The 16,595-nt window shown below is 63.2% G+C and carries 16 protein-coding genes; 4 read left to right on the top strand and 12 right to left on the bottom strand.

Going from position 1 to position 16,595, the window contains the following annotated elements; genetic code table 11:
• Nucleotides 1-73 precede the first annotated feature (73 nt).
• The 3 genes from P1U48_RS15655 (at nt 74) to P1U48_RS15645 (ending at nt 5,408) form a co-directional block, all read left to right on the top strand.
• Entirely contained in the window at nt 74-1,273 is a 1,200-nt protein-coding gene (locus tag P1U48_RS15655) for a cyclopropane-fatty-acyl-phospholipid synthase family protein (protein ID WP_301070118.1), read from the top strand.
• A 77-nt stretch (nt 1,274-1,350) separates the two neighbouring features.
• Entirely contained in the window at nt 1,351-4,635 is a 3,285-nt protein-coding gene (gene carB / locus P1U48_RS15650; RefSeq protein WP_301070117.1) for a carbamoyl-phosphate synthase large subunit, read from the top strand.
• Nucleotides 4,636-4,820: 185 nt separating this feature from the next.
• Entirely contained in the window at nt 4,821-5,408 is a 588-nt protein-coding gene (locus P1U48_RS15645; protein ID WP_301070116.1) for a thymidine kinase, read from the top strand.
• Nucleotides 5,409-5,572: 164 nt separating this feature from the next.
• On the opposite strand, the gene P1U48_RS15640 is transcribed toward P1U48_RS15645, so the two are convergent.
• The 4 genes from P1U48_RS15640 to P1U48_RS15625 are packed head-to-tail and all read right to left on the bottom strand — an operon-like array spanning nt 5,573 to nt 8,203.
• Complete coding sequence (locus P1U48_RS15640) at nt 5,573-6,526, bottom strand: D-glycerate dehydrogenase (RefSeq protein WP_301070115.1); 954 nt, start codon at nt 6,524-6,526, stop codon at nt 5,573-5,575.
• Entirely contained in the window at nt 6,523-6,861 is a 339-nt protein-coding gene (locus P1U48_RS15635; RefSeq protein ID WP_301070114.1) for a tRNA-binding protein, read from the bottom strand. The genes P1U48_RS15640 and P1U48_RS15635 overlap by 4 nt, the downstream gene beginning before the upstream one ends.
• Complete coding sequence (gene proC, locus P1U48_RS15630) at nt 6,854-7,669, bottom strand: pyrroline-5-carboxylate reductase (RefSeq protein ID WP_301070113.1); 816 nt, start codon at nt 7,667-7,669, stop codon at nt 6,854-6,856. The genes P1U48_RS15635 and proC overlap by 8 nt, the downstream gene beginning before the upstream one ends.
• Nucleotides 7,670-7,702: 33 nt before the next feature.
• Complete coding sequence (locus P1U48_RS15625) at nt 7,703-8,203, bottom strand: YbjN domain-containing protein (RefSeq protein ID WP_301070112.1); 501 nt, start codon at nt 8,201-8,203, stop codon at nt 7,703-7,705.
• Nucleotides 8,204-8,807: 604 nt separating this feature from the next.
• Here P1U48_RS15625 and P1U48_RS15620 point away from each other — a divergent pair.
• A complete protein-coding gene (locus tag P1U48_RS15620; protein ID WP_301070111.1) occupies nt 8,808-9,467 on the top strand; it encodes a glutathione S-transferase in 660 nt (219 codons plus the stop codon).
• A 310-nt stretch (nt 9,468-9,777) separates the two neighbouring features.
• Here P1U48_RS15620 and P1U48_RS15615 read toward each other — a convergent pair whose 3' ends face one another.
• From P1U48_RS15615 to P1U48_RS15580, 8 genes are all read right to left on the bottom strand, one after another.
• Nucleotides 9,778-10,659 carry an alpha/beta hydrolase gene (locus P1U48_RS15615; RefSeq protein WP_301070110.1) on the bottom strand — a complete coding sequence of 294 codons (882 nt, stop codon included), beginning with the start codon at nt 10,657-10,659 and terminating at the stop codon, nt 9,778-9,780.
• Between the two features lie 35 nt (nt 10,660-10,694).
• A complete protein-coding gene (locus tag P1U48_RS15610) occupies nt 10,695-11,606 on the bottom strand; it encodes a CoA ester lyase (RefSeq protein WP_301070109.1) in 912 nt (303 codons plus the stop codon).
• Between the two features lie 13 nt (nt 11,607-11,619).
• The gene (locus P1U48_RS15605) at nt 11,620-12,858 is read right to left on the bottom strand and encodes a CoA transferase (RefSeq protein WP_301070108.1); all 1,239 of its coding nucleotides are present in this window, start codon (nt 12,856-12,858) and stop codon (nt 11,620-11,622) included.
• Nucleotides 12,859-12,861: 3 nt separating this feature from the next.
• Complete coding sequence (locus tag P1U48_RS15600) at nt 12,862-13,338, bottom strand: MaoC family dehydratase (RefSeq protein WP_301070107.1); 477 nt, start codon at nt 13,336-13,338, stop codon at nt 12,862-12,864.
• Nucleotides 13,338-14,579: an acyl-CoA dehydrogenase family protein gene (locus tag P1U48_RS15595; protein WP_301070106.1), complete on the bottom strand. Its 1,242-nt coding sequence runs from the start codon at nt 14,577-14,579 to the stop codon at nt 13,338-13,340. The genes P1U48_RS15600 and P1U48_RS15595 overlap by 1 nt, the downstream gene beginning before the upstream one ends.
• Nucleotides 14,576-15,070 (bottom strand): MaoC family dehydratase, encoded by a 495-nt coding sequence (locus tag P1U48_RS15590; RefSeq protein WP_301070105.1) that lies wholly within the window; start codon nt 15,068-15,070, stop codon nt 14,576-14,578. The genes P1U48_RS15595 and P1U48_RS15590 overlap by 4 nt, the downstream gene beginning before the upstream one ends.
• Before the next feature lie 232 nt (nt 15,071-15,302).
• Nucleotides 15,303-15,578: a SemiSWEET family transporter gene (locus P1U48_RS15585; RefSeq protein WP_301070104.1), complete on the bottom strand. Its 276-nt coding sequence runs from the start codon at nt 15,576-15,578 to the stop codon at nt 15,303-15,305.
• Between the two features lie 583 nt (nt 15,579-16,161).
• Nucleotides 16,162-16,595 (bottom strand): hypothetical protein (locus tag P1U48_RS15580; RefSeq protein WP_301070103.1); only part of this gene is annotated, 434 nt, incomplete at its 5' end.

Genomic DNA, 16,595 nt, shown 5'->3' with positions numbered 1-16,595 from the left:
CTTGACCTGCGGCGAAACCGGGGCAGGATTTCCCCGAACTGATGATTAAATTGATAACCTTGGAGGCGCGCCTGTGTGGGACAAGCTGCTTTTTGATTTCCTCAACCAGATCGTCCGACGCGGACGGCTGACCCTGGTGTTGCATGACGGGCGGGCGCGGGCCTTTGGCGATGGTCAGGGCGCGGGTTCGGTCAAGGTGACGGTGAAAGACGCCGATCTGGCGCGCAAGGTCGTGCTCGGCCCGGATATGGCGGTGGGCGAGGCCTATATGGATGGCCGGTTGGAGATCGAAAACGACGACCTGCACGGCTTCTTTGCGCTGATACTCAGCAATATGTCGCAGACCAGAAACGCGTGGTGGCAGGCGCCGCTGGCGCTGTCGCAACGGGCGATGCGGCGGGTGGCCCAGGCCAATCCGATCGGCAAGGCCCAGCGCAATATCGCCCACCACTATGACCTGTCCGGGGAGCTTTATGATCTATTCCTGGATGAAGACCGGCAATATTCCTGCGCCTATTTCGAACATCCTGACATGACGTTGGACGCGGCCCAGGCCGCCAAGAAGCGCCACATTGCCAACAAGCTGCTGATCGAGCCGGGGATGCGGGTGCTGGACATCGGCTGTGGCTGGGGCGGCATGGCGTTGACCCTGGCGCGCGAACACGGGGCCGAGGTGGTGGGTGTCACCCTGTCCAAGGAGCAGCATGCCGTCGCCACCAGCCGCGCCGAGGCGGCCGGGCTGGCCGACAAGGTCGATTTCCGTCTCTGCGATTACCGCAATGTCACCGAAAGCTTTGACCGGATCGTGTCGGTGGGCATGTTCGAACATGTCGGGGTGCCGCATTACCGGGAATATTTCGATACGGTCGAGCGGCTGTTGACCCCGGACGGCATCGCCCTGATCCACACCATTGGCCGCGAGAAACCGCCGGGGGTCACCAGCCCGTTCATCCAGAAATACATCTTTCCCGGCGGCTATGTCCCGGCGATGTCGGAAATGTCGGCGGCCATCGAACGCACCGGGCTCTGGAAAACCGATATCGAGGTCTGGCGGCTGCATTATGCCACCACCCTGCGCCATTGGTTTGACCGCTTCAGCGCCCGCATCGACGAGGCGCGGGCGATTTATGACGACAGGTTCTGCCGGATGTGGCGGTATTATCTGGCGGCGGCCGAGATGACCTTTCGCCACGACGGACAGGTGGTCTATCAGGTGCAGCTGGCCCGGCGTCAGGATGCGGTGCCGTTGACGCGGGATTACATGGCCGAATAGCCGCGCGCCCACTATCCGCTCTTGCGCCCGGGTGACCCACAAGTATAACCCGCTCAATTTGCGCGCGCGGGGGACTTATGCCGAAAAGAACCGATATCTCTTCGATCATGATCATCGGCGCCGGGCCCATTGTCATTGGGCAGGCCTGCGAGTTCGATTACTCTGGCGCCCAGGCCTGCAAGGCCCTGCGCGAAGAGGGCTATCGCGTCATCCTGGTCAATTCCAACCCGGCCACGATCATGACCGACCCGAACATGGCCGACGCCACCTATATCGAGCCGATCACCCCCGAAATGGTCGCCAAGATCATCGAGAAAGAGCGCCCCGATGCCCTGCTGCCGACCATGGGCGGGCAAACCGGGCTGAACACCAGCCTGGCGCTGGCCGATATGGGCGTGCTCGACAAGTTCAACGTCGAGCTGATCGGCGCCAACCGGCAGGCCATCGAAATGGCCGAGGATCGCAAACTGTTCCGCGAGGCGATGGACCGGATCGGCCTGGAAAACCCCAAGGCGACCATCGTAACCGCGCCGAAGAACGACGATGGCAAGTTCGACATCAAGGCCGGGCTGGCGATTGCGATGGAGGCGATCGAATATGTCGGCCTGCCCGCGATCATCCGCCCTGCCTTTACCCTCGGCGGCACCGGCGGTGGCGTCGCCTATAACCGTGACGATTACGAATATTTCTGCCGCTCCGGCATGGAAGCCTCGCCAATGGCGCAGATCCTGGTCGATGAATCCCTGCTCGGCTGGAAAGAATTCGAGATGGAGGTGGTCCGCGACAAGGCGGATAACGCCATCATCGTCTGCGCCATCGAAAACGTCGATCCGATGGGGGTGCACACCGGTGACAGCATCACCGTCGCCCCTGCCCTGACCCTGACCGACAAGGAATACCAGATCATGCGCAACGGCTCGATTGCCGTGCTGCGCGAGATCGGCGTCGAAACCGGCGGCTCCAATGTGCAATGGGCGATCAACCCCGCCGACGGGCGCATGGTGGTGATCGAGATGAATCCACGGGTCAGCCGCTCCTCGGCGCTGGCGTCCAAGGCCACCGGTTTCCCGATTGCCAAGATCGCAGCCAAACTGGCGGTCGGCTATACGCTGGACGAGCTCGACAATGACATCACCAAGGTGACGCCCGCCAGCTTCGAGCCGACCATCGACTATGTCGTCACCAAGATCCCGCGCTTTGCCTTTGAAAAATTCCCCGGCGCCAAGCCGGAATTGACCACCGCGATGAAATCGGTTGGCGAGGCGATGGCGATTGGCCGCACCTTCCATGAATCGATGCAAAAGGCGCTGGCCTCGATGGAAACCGGGCTGACCGGGTTCGACGAGATCGCAATCGAAGGTGCGCCCGACAAGGCCGCCGTGATCAAGGCACTGGCCCGCCCGACCCCGGACCGGATCCGGGTGATTGCCCAGGCGATGCGCCACGGGCTCGACGATATCGAAATCGCCGCCGCCACCGCCTATGACCCCTGGTACCTCGCCCGTATCCGCGAAATCATCGAGACCGAGGAGGTGGTGCGCGCCCAGGGTCTGCCGGTCACCGAGGACGGGTTGCGTCGGCTCAAGATGATGGGCTTTTCCGACGCCCGTCTGGCCATGCTGACCGGCCGCGACGAAGATAATGTGCGCCGCGCCCGGATGAACCTGGGCGTGAATGCGGTGTTCAAACGCATCGACACCTGCGCCGCCGAATTCGAAGCGCAAACCCCCTATATGTATTCCACCTACGAAGTCCCGGTGATGGGCGAGGTCGAATGCGAGGCGCGCCCGAGTGACAAGAAGAAAGTGGTGATCCTGGGCGGCGGACCGAACCGGATCGGCCAGGGGATCGAGTTCGACTATTGCTGCTGTCACGCCTGTTTCGCGCTGACCGACGCCGGTTACGAGACCATCATGGTCAACTGCAACCCGGAAACCGTCAGCACCGATTACGACACCTCCGACCGGCTCTATTTCGAGCCGCTCACCTTTGAACATGTGATGGAGATCCTGCGGGTCGAGCTGACAAATGGCACCCTGCATGGGGTGATCGTGCAATTCGGCGGCCAGACCCCGCTGAAACTGGCCAATGCGCTGGAACAGGCCGGGATCCCGATCCTGGGCACCACGCCCGACGCCATCGATCTGGCCGAGGATCGCGAGCGGTTCCAGGAACTGGTCAACCGTCTGGGGCTGAAACAGCCGCATAACGGCATTGCCCATTCCGACGAAGAGGCACTGGCGATTGCCGACGACATCGGCTTTCCGCTGGTGATCCGCCCCTCCTATGTCCTGGGCGGCCGGGCCATGGAAATCGTGCGTGATATGGACAATCTGCGCCGCTATATTCGCGACGCCGTGGTGGTGTCAGGCGACAGCCCGGTGCTGCTCGACAGTTATCTGTCCGGCGCGATCGAGGTCGATGTCGATGCGATCTGCGACGGCACCCTGGTTCATGTCGCGGGCATCATGCAGCATATCGAAGAGGCCGGCGTGCATTCCGGTGACAGCGCCTGTTCACTGCCGCCCTATTCGCTGTCGCCGGAAATCGTGGCCGAGCTGGAAACCCAGACCCGCGCCCTGGCTCTGGAGCTGGGCGTTGTCGGGTTGATGAATGTGCAATTCGCGGTCAAGGCCAATGAACAGGGCGAGAACGAGATCTTTCTGATCGAGGTCAACCCCCGCGCCTCGCGCACCGTGCCCTTTGTCGCCAAGGCCGTGAAATCACCGATCGCTTCGATCGCCGCCCGGGTGATGGCCGGGGAGACCCTGGATGGCTTCGACCTGGTCGATCCGCGCATCGAAGGCTTCGCAGTGAAAGAGGCGGTGCTGCCCTTTGCCCGCTTCCCTGGCGTTGACACCATCCTCGGCCCGGAAATGCGCTCCACCGGCGAAGTGATGGGATCGGACCGCAGCTTTGCCCGCGCCTTTCTCAAGGCGCAGCTCGGCGCCGGAACCGACCTGCCGACCGAAGGCCGGGTGTTCATCTCGATCAAGGATTTCGACAAGACCACCGCCACCCTGCAGGCGGCGCAGAGCCTGGTCAGCCTCGGCTTTACCATCGTCGCCACCCGCGGCACCTCGGAATGGCTGCAAGCGGCGGGCATCGCCTGCGAAATCGTCAACAAGGTCTATGAGGGCCGCCCGAACATCGTCGATCAGCTGAAAGACGGGCAAGTGTCACTGGTTTTCAACACAACCGAGGGCACCCAGTCGGTTGAGGACAGCCGCGAGATTCGCTCGGTCGCTTTGTATGACAAGATCCCCTATTATACGACGGCAGCGGGCGCACAGGCCGCCGTTCAGGCGATTGTCGCTCGGCAAGACGGTGAACTCGACGTGCGCGCCCTGCAGGACATATAAACAGAACCCAGAGGGTCACCGATGAGCCGCCACCTGTTGTTTCGCGCCGCGGCGCTGATTTCCATGCTGGCCCTGGCCGCCTGCAGCGTGCCACTGGTGCCGCTGATCTAAACTTCCCCCGATTATGGAAATGCCGAGGCCCGGCCCGCACTGGACAGCGGCGCCGATCCCGGCGTAATTGCCGCATGGCCAAGCTCTATTTCCACTATTCCACCATGAACGCCGGCAAATCGACGATCCTGCTGCAGGCGGCGCATAATTACGCCGAGCGCGGCATGCAGACCTATCTGCTGACCGCCCGGCTCGATCATCGCGCCGGCCAGGGGCGGATCGCCTCGCGCATCGGCATTGGCGCGGCCGCCGACACCTTTGCCCCCGATGACGATCTCTTTGCCCGGCTGCGCGACCGGCAGGCGGATGCGCCCATCGCCTGCGTCTTTGTCGATGAGGCACAATTCCTGACCCGTGATCAGGTCTGGCAATTGGCCCGCGCCGTCGATGACCTGCAGCTGCCGGTGATGTGCTACGGGCTGCGGGTGGATTTCCTCGGACAGCTGTTCGAAGGCTCTGCCACCCTGCTGGCGCTGGCCGATGAAATGCGCGAGGTGCGCACCATCTGCCATTGCGGCAAAAAGGCCAGCATGGTGGTGCGGCGCGGCGCCGACGGGCGCGCCCTGACCAGCGGCGCCCAGGTGCAGATCGGCGGCAATGAAACCTATGTCGCTCTTTGCCGCCAGCACTGGCGCGAAGAAACCGGCGATCAACTCAACTGAACGGACCCGCCATTCGACCGTCCCCCGGCTTCCTCTGGTTCAAAATATCCTCGGGGGGGCGCCGCAGGCGGCGGGGGGCAGACAGCCCCCCTCAATCGGCCGCAACCCTGCCCGCCGAACCCAACAGGCGCCGCCGCATTCATCCGCCGGCATTCACCTGCCGCCTAATTCACCAGGTTCGGCGGCACCTCCCCGGCCAACGCCACGCGCAGATTCTCCACCGCCAGCAGCCCCATCGCCTCGCGCACTTCCAGCGCCGCAGTGCCCAGATGCGGCAGCAGGGTGACGTTCTCCATCGCCCGCAGGGGCGCCGGCACCTCCGGCTCGTTCTCATAGACGTCAAGCCCGGCGCCAGCGATTTGCCCCTCCGCCAGGGCCGTGATCAGCGCCGCCTCGTCCACCACATCGCCGCGCGCCACATTGACGAACACCGCCCCCGGCTTCATCGCCTGAAAGAACGCCGCGCCCAGCAGATGCCGGGTGTCCGCCCCCCCGGGCACCGCGGTGACGACGATATCGGCCTGCAACGCCAAGTCCTCCAGTGTCACCTGCCGGGCCGGGACATCAGAGGCCTTGACCGAGCGATTGGCGTAGATCACCTTCATTCCAAAGCCGTGGTGACACCGTCGCGCCACCGCCTGGCCGATCCGGCCCATGCCGATGATGCCGACGGTCTTGCCGCTGACATGCAGCCCCAGCATCTGGGTCGGATGCCAGCCCTCCCATTTGCCCGCCCGCAACATCCGCTCGCCCTCACCGGCGCGGCGCGCGGTCATCAGGATCAGCGTCATCGCGATATCGGCGGTGGCATCGGTAACCGCGCCGGGGGTGTTGGTGACGGCGATCCCGGCGGCGCGGGCGGCAGCCACGTCGATATGATTATAGCCGACGCCGAAATTGGCAATGATCCGGCAGCGCGGCCTGTCGAATTCCGAAAACGCCTGGGCGTCGAACAGGTCGCCCAGGGTCGCCAGCACCCCGTCATGCAGCACCAGCGCCGCCCGCAATTGCGAGCGTTTCATCGGCGCGTTGCCGTCACGCACCTCGATATCGAAATGCTTTTCCGCCTCGGCCAGCACCTTGTCGGGCAGCGGGCGGGTGATCAGAACCCGGGTCACTGCAGCCGCGCGCCCGACGGCACCGCGTCGTCCGGCGAAATCAGCACAATCTCCCCTGCCGCATCGGCCAGCCCCAGCACCAGCACCTCAGAGCGGAACGGCCCGATCTGGCGCGGCGGGAAATTCACCACCGCCAGCAGGGTTTTGCCGATCAGCGTCTCGGGCATGTAATGGGTGGTGATCTGGGCCGAGGATTTACGCTCACCGATCTCGGGTCCGAAATCGAGCCAGAGCTTGATCGCCGGTTTGCGCGCCTCGGGAAAGGCTTCGGCCCGTGTCACCCGCCCGGCACGGATGTCGACCTTGAGGAAATCGTCAAAGGAGATCTCAGCCATCGGCCAGGTCCCGGGATCGGGCAACCGCCGCCGCCACCGCGCGCGGCAGCAGCGCCGGAAAGCCGGTTTCGGCATCCATCAGCACCTCGAGCGCGGCCTGAGTTGTGCCGCCGGGGCTGGTCACGTTGATGCGCAGCTGGCCCGGATCCTCCTCCGCCTGCATCGCCAGCGCGCCAGCGCCCGCGACCGTCGCCTTGGCCAGAGCCATCGCCAGATCGGTGGGCAGCCCCTGGGCCACCCCCGCCGCCGCCAGGGTTTCGATCAGGTGAAAGACATAGGCGGGTCCAGAGCCGGAAACCCCGGTCACCGCGTCGATCTGCGCCTCATCCGTCAGCCGCACCACCTGCCCGACCGCCGACAACAGCGCCTCGGCCAGGTCCAGATGCGCGGCGGTGACGGCGGCATTGCCAATCATCGCAGTGATGCCCTGGCCAATCGCGGCCGGGGTGTTGGGCATCGCCCGGATCACCGGGCTGGCGGCGCCAAATTCGGTCTGGAACCGGGCGATCGGGGTGCCTGCGGCGATGGAGACGAACAGCGTCTCTCCGCCGCCCATGGCGCGCAGGGCTGGCAGCGCGTCGCCCATCATCTGCGGCTTCACCGCGACCAGGGCGATGGCTGGATGGGCGGTCAGCGGGCCATTGATCGCCACGCCGGTGGACTTCAGCCAATCCGAAGGCTGCGGGTCGATCACATGGACGGCGGCCGTCGGCATGCCGCGATCCAGCCATCCGGCCAGCATCGCGCCGCCCATCTTGCCGCAGCCCAGAAGCACCAGGCCGCGGCGGGAAATCTCTTGAAACGCCATAGTTCCCCCTGCCGCGCTGCATCGGGGGCAGGTTTACGCGCGCCCGTAGGCCTCTGCAATGGCCACCTGCAATGCATCGGCCGGAGTCCGGTCGCCCCAGGCCAGCAGCTGGAAGGCCGGATAGTAGCGTTCGGCGCTCAGCACGGCTGCCTTGATCAGCGTGTCGATCTGCTCGGGCGACGCCATCTGACCACCGGCCAGCACCAGCCCATAGCGATAGACCATCAGCTTTTGCTCGTCCCACCAGGTGAAACTGCCCGCCCAGCACTGATCGTTGACCCGGTTCAGCAGGTCATAGATCAGCGGCATCTTTTCCTCGGGCGGCTCCATTTCAAAGGTGCAGACCATGCGCAGGGTCTCGTCGTAGCCGGACCAGGCCAGGGTGATGGAATAGGTTCGCCACTGGCCTTCGACCGCCATCGCGATCTGATCATCGCCGATCCGATCGAAATCCCAATCGTGATGTTCGGCCAGGGTTTCGACGATGTCGATGGGATGCAGGTCTTCCTGGATAAATTGTTCGGATACTGCCATGGCGCCGCCTCGTTTTTTGCGTAGCAACTGGGGGCTCAGCTCCCCCCAGAGCTAGGTGCCTTATCCAGAAGCTGGGGCGAGCCCCCTGCTTCTTACCAAATATGGTGGGGCCTGTTCTTGGCTCTGTAAAGCAATTTGTTGGGGATAACCGCAATAACTTGTGGGTATCCAAATATTGGCCACATCAGACCGCATCACCACGGCAGGCAACAGGTCTGGGCGGTCGCCAGGTCATAGCTGGTGGAACCGGCTGCGGTGCCTGTGACTGCCACGCGCGGACCGATTGAGGACGAGGCTTGCCCGGTCAACCGGCTTGAAAGGGGATGGATCAGGGGCGCCGCCTTTGACGTCTATTGCCGGGAGCCGTCTCTGAGACCCCTCCGTACCGACGTCTGCCGAACGCCCGCGCCACGCCACATATCGGCAATATCACGCAAGAGAACTATCGCCCCTGCCACCGTAACGCTATCGAAGAGGCTGTGGCCCGGCTCAACGACGCAAGCCACGTCCTGGCTGACGAGAAACCCGAAGAGGTCGCGACACCAATTGTCGCGTGGATCCGCACTCTACCAGATGCCCTGACTTCAAACGAAGGTGTTGCTTGATGATGAAACTCCACTGGTCCCCCCGATCGCCCTTTGTCCGCAAGGTGATGATCGTCGCTCATGAAACCGGACTTCAGGACGAAATTGAATGTGTCCGGTCTCCTGTCGGGCTGAGCCGCACCCCCGACCCGGCGATCATCGTGGATAATCCGCTTTGCAAGATTCCGACGCTCGTGACCGAGGATGGGCTGGCGCTGTTCGACAGCCGGGTGATCTGCGAATACCTCGACCTGCGGACCGGCACCGGCCTTTTCCCGTCGGAACTGGCACCACGCATGGCCCAGATCCGCTGGCAGGCCCTTGCTGACGGGATGACCGACATCCTGCTGATCTGGCGGACCGAACTGACGCGCGAGACCGGCCCCTGGCAGGCGGTGGTCGATGTCTGGTCTGAAAAGGTCCGCGCATCAATGCAGAAGCTCGAGGACGAAGCCGGGGCACTGGCTTCCACCCCCTTCGGGATCGGCCAAATCACCGTCATATGTGCGCTTGGGCAACTGGATTTGCGGTGGCCTGAAAGTGACTGGCGTCGCCATTTCCCGATGCTTGCCGAGGCCGAGGCCAACTGGAAGACTCGTCCTTCGGTCGCGGCCTACCCCGTCAGCGATGGCGGAGAAGCCAACCCAGGCGATCTGACCAAGGGGCATCTCAGGTTCTGACTGAGATGCCAAAAGAACCGGCAGTGATCGGGATGAAAACGCGAAACGCGACGGTCATGGCACGCCCAAAAAGCAACGTCTCGCGCGGGATCCTGCCTGCGAACCTGTCTCGCCGCCCGATCGCCTGACGGTCCGCAAAGCCGCCGGTGACGCAGAGAGAGACCGCGCCATGGGCCAGGCCATGGGCCAGATCGTCGGTCTGGCCCAGCGTTTCACCGGGATTGCCGCGCGCCTCAGCGCGACACAGATGTTGGGATGGTGCGACCAGCCTCGGTCGGCGTCGCTGACGCCGGGCTTATCGCCTCGGGCTTCAGCTGTCGCGCGCCCAGCAGGCGTTGAGATGCGGCCAGAACACCTGGCCAAAGGCGCTGTCATCGGGATCGAGCAGGCCGCCGGAAATCGAGTAGTGATCGCGCCCCGGAATCGCGGCCAGCGCCGCGGCGTTGCCAGCCCCACTCCAGGCCGCCTGCATCGCCCGCGCCTGCCGTTCAAATTCCGAGGTTTCATCGCCGCCCCAGAGCAGCAGCAGCGGGCAGAGCCCGGGGCGAGCCAGACCGAGCGGCGAATTCCGCGCAATGCGCCCGGCGTCCAGATGCAACACCGGTTGCAGAAAGCTGAATTCAAACGGCGCAAGGTCATAGAGCCCGCTGATCCCGGTTGCCCCGGACAACGTGTCCGGCGGCAGCCCATGCTCTTCCCAGTCGGTCGCCGCGACCATTGCCGTCAGGTGGCCCCCGGCAGAACTGCCGGCAACATGGATACGGCGCGGGTCGCCGCCGTAATCGGCAATGTGGCGCCGGACCCAGGCCACGGCGTCACGCACCTGCGCGACGATGGTATCAATCGTCACCCCTGGGCAGAGGTCATATTCGACCACCACCGTGGTGATGCCGCGCGGTTGACAGCCCAGCGCCACCCAGGAATGGGTTTCCTTGGTCGAGGTCGTGCTCTTCCAATAGCCGCCATGGATGAACACCAGCACCGGCGCGCCCGGTTCGGCGGCAGGAAACACGTCCAGCTTCTGACGGGGCCGTGGCCCATAGGCGACGTCCAGTTTGCAGGTCAGTGTTGCACGCGCCTCGCGCGACCGGGTGATCTTGGCCGCGCTGAGGCTGGGGGCGGCAGGATGATAGGTGCCGACATCATATTGCCGGTCGATCTCTTCCTGCGTGGCGAAATCGCGATAGAGCATTCAGCCCCCCCCTTTTTGCCTGAGCCGTCAGTGGCTCACATGCCGATCATGTCGGCCCGGTCGACCACCCGATCAACGATGCGCATCGAAGCGATGTCGATCATCCGGCCCTCGAACTGCGCCGCACCTTCGCCGCGGGCAATCGCCGCGTCAAAGGCTTCGCGCATCCGGCGGGCGCGATCGACATCCTCGGCGGTCGGCGAAAACACCTCCTGGGCGATTTCAACCTGGCTGGGGTGGATCGCCCATTTGCCAACCATGCCGAGGATCATAGAGCGGCGGCATTCCTCGCGAAAGAACTCGGGATTGGAAAAATCGGCAAACGGCCCGTCGACCGCGTCGATCCGGTTGACCCGCGCGGCGATGGTCATCTTTTGCCGCTGGTAATGCCAGATGTCACCGGGATAGCCGGTGTCGCCGCCGATATCCTTGGTGCTGACGCCCTGGCTGGCGGAATAATCGCCCATCCCGAAAATCAGCGCCTCTAGCCGGTCGCTGGCGCAGGCGATCTCGTCGACCTTCTGCATCGCCTCGACCTCTTCGATCAGGGTTTCCAGACCGATGCGTTTCTTCAGCTTCAGCTTTTTCTCCATCTGGGTCATCAGCTTGTCGCAAAAGGTGATGTCATCCGGGCCCAGCGCCTTGGTCAGCATGATCAGGTCAAGGTTTTCACCCGCCCCTTCCATGATCTCGATAATGTCCTCGGCGGCATATTCAGTGGTCAGGTCGTTGATCCGCACGCAGCGGGTGGAGCGACCGAAATCGAGGTTGTTCAGCGCGTCGATGATTTTCTTGCGCGCCGGGCGTTTCTGGTCGGGCGCAACCGCATCCTCAAGGTCGAGAAAGATGTAATCGACGTCAAGACCGGCGGCCTTGGTCATCATTTTTTCGCTCGATCCCGGAACCGACAATTGGCAGCGGCGCAGGCGTTTGGGTCTGGTGGTCATGGTTCTTTCTCCCTCAATCGACGGCACCAGACGCCCGCAAGGCTGCGATGCGATCGGGGCCAATTCCGAATTCTTCCAAGATACGGTCAGTGTGTTCGCCGGTCAGCGGCGCGCGGGCGCGCACCCCGCCGGGGGTGCCGGTCATCTTGACCGGGGTATTGGCAATGGTGACCTTGCGGTCGGTGCCCGGGTGATCGACCTCGGCCAGCATCTGGCGGGCGGCGAAATGCGGGTCGTTGAACTGATCATCAGCGCGGTAGACCGGGCCGAAGGGCACATGGCCACCCAGACTCTCGGCCAGCTCCGCCCGGGTGCGCGGCAGGGTGAATTCCTCGACCAGCGCCACCACCTCGGCGCGATGATCCAGCCGCTGTTCGTTCTGCCCGATGCGTGGATCGTCCTTTAGGTCAGGCCGACCAATCAGCCCGGTCAGGATTTCCCAGAATTTATCGTTCGGCACGGCGATGGACACCCAGCCATCCTTGGCCCGGAAAAACCCGAACGGGCAGAGCAGCGGGTGATGATTGCCCTCAACCCCGGGGTTTTCGCCGGTCATGCCACGCTGGAATATCGCCCGCTCGCAGGTCGCCATGATGCTGTCGACCATGCCGATGTCGACATATTGCCCCTGCCCGGTGGCGCGGGCGCGCAGCACGGCGGACACAAGGCCAAAGGCGGCATACATCGCCGGGATGATGTCACCGACACCGGGGCCGATCTTGGTCGGGGTGCCGCCCTGTTCGGGACCGGTGATGCCGACGATGCCGCCCATCGCCTGGGCGACCGGGTCATAGGCCGGCCAATGGCCATAGGGCGAAACGCCGCCGCGCTGATCGCCAAAGCCGCGCACCGAGGCATAGACCAGTGCCGGGTTGATCTCGCGCAGCACCTCATAGGAGTTGCCCAGCCGATCCGCCACGCCGCCGCGATAGTTTTCCAGCACCGCGTCGGCCTGTTTCACCATGTCATGGAACAGCGCCACGCCCTCGGGCGATTTGAAGTCGATGCAGATCGAGCGTTTGTTGCGGTTTATCGAACCGAAATAGGCGCCATAGCCGCCGTCTTCGCGGCTCAACTCACCGTCCAGATGCGGCCCGATCCGCCGGGTGTTGTCGCCGCCGACCGGTTCGATCTTGATCACTGTCGCGCCCTGATCGGCCAACATCATGCTGGCGAAAGGCCCCGCCAGCATCATCGTTAGATCCAGCACAACGACGCCTTCCAGCGCACCGGGGAAGGTCTTTGGCGCCATGCCCTAGCCCCGCCGCTTCAGCGCCACGCGCCGGTCGGCCATCACGCAGAGCTTGTCATCCTGGTTGATCCCGTAATGGCGGAAGGTGACAACGCCGGTTTTCGGATCGTCGCCATCCGCAACCTCCAGCACCTCGGAAAACGCATAGAGCGTATCGCCGTGATAGACCGGGTGTTTCAGCCGGATATTGGTCATCCCGACCTCGCGCACCGCCTGTTCGGCGGTGTCCTGTGCCGCCAGACCGATCACCATGCTCAGGTTGATGCCGCCGAACACCACACGGTCGTTGAACACCCCGTGCCCCTGCCCGCCCTGCATCCGATGCGCGTTGAAATGGGCCTCGGCGGTGTTCATCACCATATTGGTGATCAACACGTTGTCCATTTCGGTCACGGTCTTGCCGCGCGCGTGGCGGATCACCTGGCCGGGCTGAAAATCCTCAAAATAATTGTTGGCAGAGGTGCGGGCCGCCACGTCCATCACTTGTCTCCCCAGGCTTTTTCAAAGGCGGTTTCGGTGATCCATTTGTCGACCTCCGACTTGCCCAGCAGGTTGTCGGAAATGATCCGCTGCTGGATCTCGCTGGTGCCCTCGAAAATCTTGGTCAGCCGGGCATCGCGCCAATAGCGTTCAACGGCGTGCAGCTTGGTATAACCGGCACCGCCAAGGATCTGCAGCGCCTCGGAGGTCACCCGTTCGGCCATTTCGGTGGCGAAATATTTCACCATCGACGCCTCTTTGTCGCAGCGCCGACCTTGGTCGATCTCGTTGCAGACGTGATAGAGCAATTGCCGCGCCGCCTCGACCTCGGTCGCCATCGTCGCCAGCTTGAAACGGATTGCCTGGAATTCGGCGATCGGGCGGCCAAACTGCTGACGCTCCTGGGCATAGGCCAGCGCATCCTCCAGCCCGCCCTGTGCCAGGCCAATGGCCCGGGCGGCGGTATGGGCGCGGGCGGTTTCCAGCCCCTTGGCCATGATCCGGAACGCCATCCCCTCTTCGCCCATCAGGTTGGCGGCGGGCACCCGGCAGCCGTCAAACGACAATTCCAGGGTGTTCCAACCGAAATAGCCGATTTTCGGGATATTCGAGCCCGACACGCCCTTGGGCAATTCTCCACGCGGCTTTTCGATCATGAAACAGGAGATGCCCATCCAGCGCTTGGATGAATTCGGCGGCGGCGCGGTGCGGGCAAACACCGTCATGAAATCGGCGCCATCGGCAAAGGTGCACCAATATTTCGAGCCGGTGATCACCCAATCGTCGCCATCGCGCACCGCCCGGCAAGAGATCGAGGCGAGGTCGGATCCGGTGCCGGGTTCGGACAGCGAAGAGGCGTTCAGGAACTCACCGCGCACCACCCGTGGCAGGTATTCCTTTTGCTGCTCCTCGGTCATCACCCGACGGATCATCCCGCCCTGGCCGCGCGCCATGATCGAGGCGACCGACATCCAGCCGCGCGCCAGCTGTTCCGCGACCAGGCAATATTCGAACGCGCCGAGGCCAAGCCCGCCGTATTCCTCGGGGATGGTGATCCCGAAATAGCCCATATCGGCCATCTTCTGGCGCAGATCCATCGGGATCTCGCCGTCAGGCCCGTCCAGTTTATTGGCGACCGGCAGCACCTCGCGCATGGTGAAATCGCGGGCTGAATCGCGGATCATGATCCGCTCCTCGGTGAAATAGCCCTTGCCGTCCCGGGAATAGGTGTCGTCCATCATCGCGCTTTCCTCACTAGATTGGTGCGGCGAAAGCGGATCACTTCCTCGCCGCGCTGGTTCACGCCGCGCGTGGCCCAGGTGACAATGCCGAAATCGGGCCGCTTTTCGCTTTCGCGGCTGTCGATGGTTTCACTGTCGGCATAGACCGTATCGCCGGGATAGACCGGCACGCCATAGTCCAGATCATCGACCCCCAGGAACGGCCCGCCGCCTTCGGAACAATCCTCGACCGTCAGGCCGAACACCGTGTTGAACACCAGAAGCGGGTTCACCGGGGTGTCGGGATGGCCCTCAGCACGGGCGAATTCCGCATTGGTGTAGCGCGGGTTGTAATGCATCGTCAGGATCGAAAACGTGGTGTTGTCGCCTTCGGTGATGGTGCGGCCCCAATGATGGGTAAAGCTCTGGCCCGGGCTGAAATCGCCAAAGCGGTTGCCGCGCGCCCAATAGGCTGCATCGGTTTTCAGTCGGGTGACGATATCCTGGCTCATCGGGTGGCTATCCTCGATCTGTTGGACGTTGGGAACGAACGCTCCGGGCGCTGTCCGGGGCTTGACCCGAATCCAGTCCGGGCGCCTCTCCTCACGCCGGATCACGGCGCTGACGCCGCCTCTTGCTTACTTAGGGAACAATGTTTTGACCGTTGCGTCAATTCGAAGCAATGGCATGCGGTGACGCATTCACATCCGTGGAGGCCGATGCCGCCCGACCGGACGGCCTGGATCAGATCCGGGCGCGGCGCGGATCAAACCGCCATTTGGCAATCACCAGCAGCCCGACCAGGATCACACAGATCACATTGGCGACGATCAGCGGCCAGTTGACGATCAGCGCCCCGTAGATCAACCAGGCCGACACCGTGGCAAAGACCAGCAGCAAGGCCCAGAACGACAGATCCGCCACCGCCCGGCTACGCCAGGTCTTGATCGTCTGCGGCAGCCAGCTGACCGTGCCCAGCGCGGCGGCGACATAGCCAAGGAGTTCGACAGAGGTGGTCATGGCGGGGGGATCCGAAGGGTGGTGTTGCGCAGGTCAGATGACCGATTTTAGCGGGTGCCGCAACGCAGCGGGCGACATCGCGGTGTCGTTTGTGGATCAGAATGAAAAGGCGCGACATCAGGCGGGCTGAAACCGGTCGACGCCAGCCGAGGGATGCCGATGGTTCGTGATGTCAGAGCGTTGGTGCGTGCAGAGCAGCGCGCATATTTGGCTCGGTGCAGTGGGTTCCGTGCTTCCGATCAACGGGCCGCGTCACGCAGTATTATCCCAAACGTCAGGCCCTACTGAACCAAAGCAGATGTTCATCGTGGTCAGCATTTAGGTCGGCGTTGCGGGACGAAGTGACCGCTAGACGCATTCGCGCCAATGTCAGCTTCCCGAAAGTGCCGAACGCGAAATATTCGGAAACAGCCCTGTAACGAGCCAACAATCGGGGATGGTGGGCCGAGCGTGAGATGACGCCACCAGAAGCTGTCGGACGGGGCGTCTCGCGATTGGTGCGGCGGCAGGATGGGGCGAAGGGCCAACCAGAGCGCCGAGAGGCAAGGCAGAGGGCAATTGGCCGGGGCCACGAGCAAGATCGTCAAGTTAAGATGCCAAGATCTATTAGCAGCTTACCGATTTTCTCGGCGAAGCCCCACAGCACACTCACGGATTTTACCCGCTCCTCAATTCCTTTGAGAACGCTTCCGATCACGGGTTTGGAGCGCTTTCCGGCGATCTGTTCCGACAGGGTGCCGAGCAGTTCGCCTACCTCGTGCTTTTCCTCTTTCGTGATCTCGTCGGAATCGACCACAGCTTGCGCGAAGTCTTTGACGGTGTGACCCAACTCCTCAGCATCACTCCCTTCCGTGATCGTTATCACCGCGTTGATCTTTGCAAGGTCACCAGTGTTCAGGACGCCTACGGATGAATTTGAGATGGTGATATGGTTGTTTGTCATGGGGCGGCTCATTGCTTGGGCTAAAGCGTCCCGCCAAAAACCTGAATCGCGGGGATTCCCACACGCATGATTTT

The organism is Pseudooceanicola sp. (assembly GCF_029213205.1).
Classification (GTDB): Bacteria; Pseudomonadota; Alphaproteobacteria; order Rhodobacterales; family Rhodobacteraceae; genus Pseudooceanicola.
This window is presented reverse-complemented; position numbering and strand designations above follow the sequence as displayed.

Excerpts from the sequence above, each read along its gene's own strand:
- P1U48_RS15635 (WP_301070114.1), bottom strand. The coding sequence starts at position 6,861 with ATGGCTGAGATCTCCTTTGACGATTTCCTCAAGGTCGACATCCGTGCC.
- P1U48_RS15590 (WP_301070105.1), bottom strand. The coding sequence starts at position 15,070 with ATGAGCCAGGATATCGTCACCCGACTGAAAACCGATGCAGCCTATTGG.
- carB (WP_301070117.1), top strand. The coding sequence starts at position 1,351 with ATGCCGAAAAGAACCGATATCTCTTCGATCATGATCATCGGCGCCGGG.
- P1U48_RS15610 (WP_301070109.1), bottom strand. The coding sequence starts at position 11,606 with ATGACCACCAGACCCAAACGCCTGCGCCGCTGCCAATTGTCGGTTCCG.
- P1U48_RS15605 (WP_301070108.1), bottom strand. The coding sequence starts at position 12,858 with ATGGCGCCAAAGACCTTCCCCGGTGCGCTGGAAGGCGTCGTTGTGCTG.
- P1U48_RS15615 (WP_301070110.1), bottom strand. The coding sequence starts at position 10,659 with ATGCTCTATCGCGATTTCGCCACGCAGGAAGAGATCGACCGGCAATAT.
- proC (WP_301070113.1), bottom strand. The coding sequence starts at position 7,669 with ATGGCGTTTCAAGAGATTTCCCGCCGCGGCCTGGTGCTTCTGGGCTGC.
- P1U48_RS15620 (WP_301070111.1), top strand. The coding sequence starts at position 8,808 with ATGATGAAACTCCACTGGTCCCCCCGATCGCCCTTTGTCCGCAAGGTG.
- P1U48_RS15585 (WP_301070104.1), bottom strand. The coding sequence starts at position 15,578 with ATGACCACCTCTGTCGAACTCCTTGGCTATGTCGCCGCCGCGCTGGGC.
- P1U48_RS15645 (WP_301070116.1), top strand. The coding sequence starts at position 4,821 with ATGGCCAAGCTCTATTTCCACTATTCCACCATGAACGCCGGCAAATCG.
- P1U48_RS15600 (WP_301070107.1), bottom strand. The coding sequence starts at position 13,338 with ATGGACGTGGCGGCCCGCACCTCTGCCAACAATTATTTTGAGGATTTT.
- P1U48_RS15595 (WP_301070106.1), bottom strand. The coding sequence starts at position 14,579 with ATGATGGACGACACCTATTCCCGGGACGGCAAGGGCTATTTCACCGAG.
- P1U48_RS15625 (WP_301070112.1), bottom strand. The coding sequence starts at position 8,203 with ATGGCAGTATCCGAACAATTTATCCAGGAAGACCTGCATCCCATCGAC.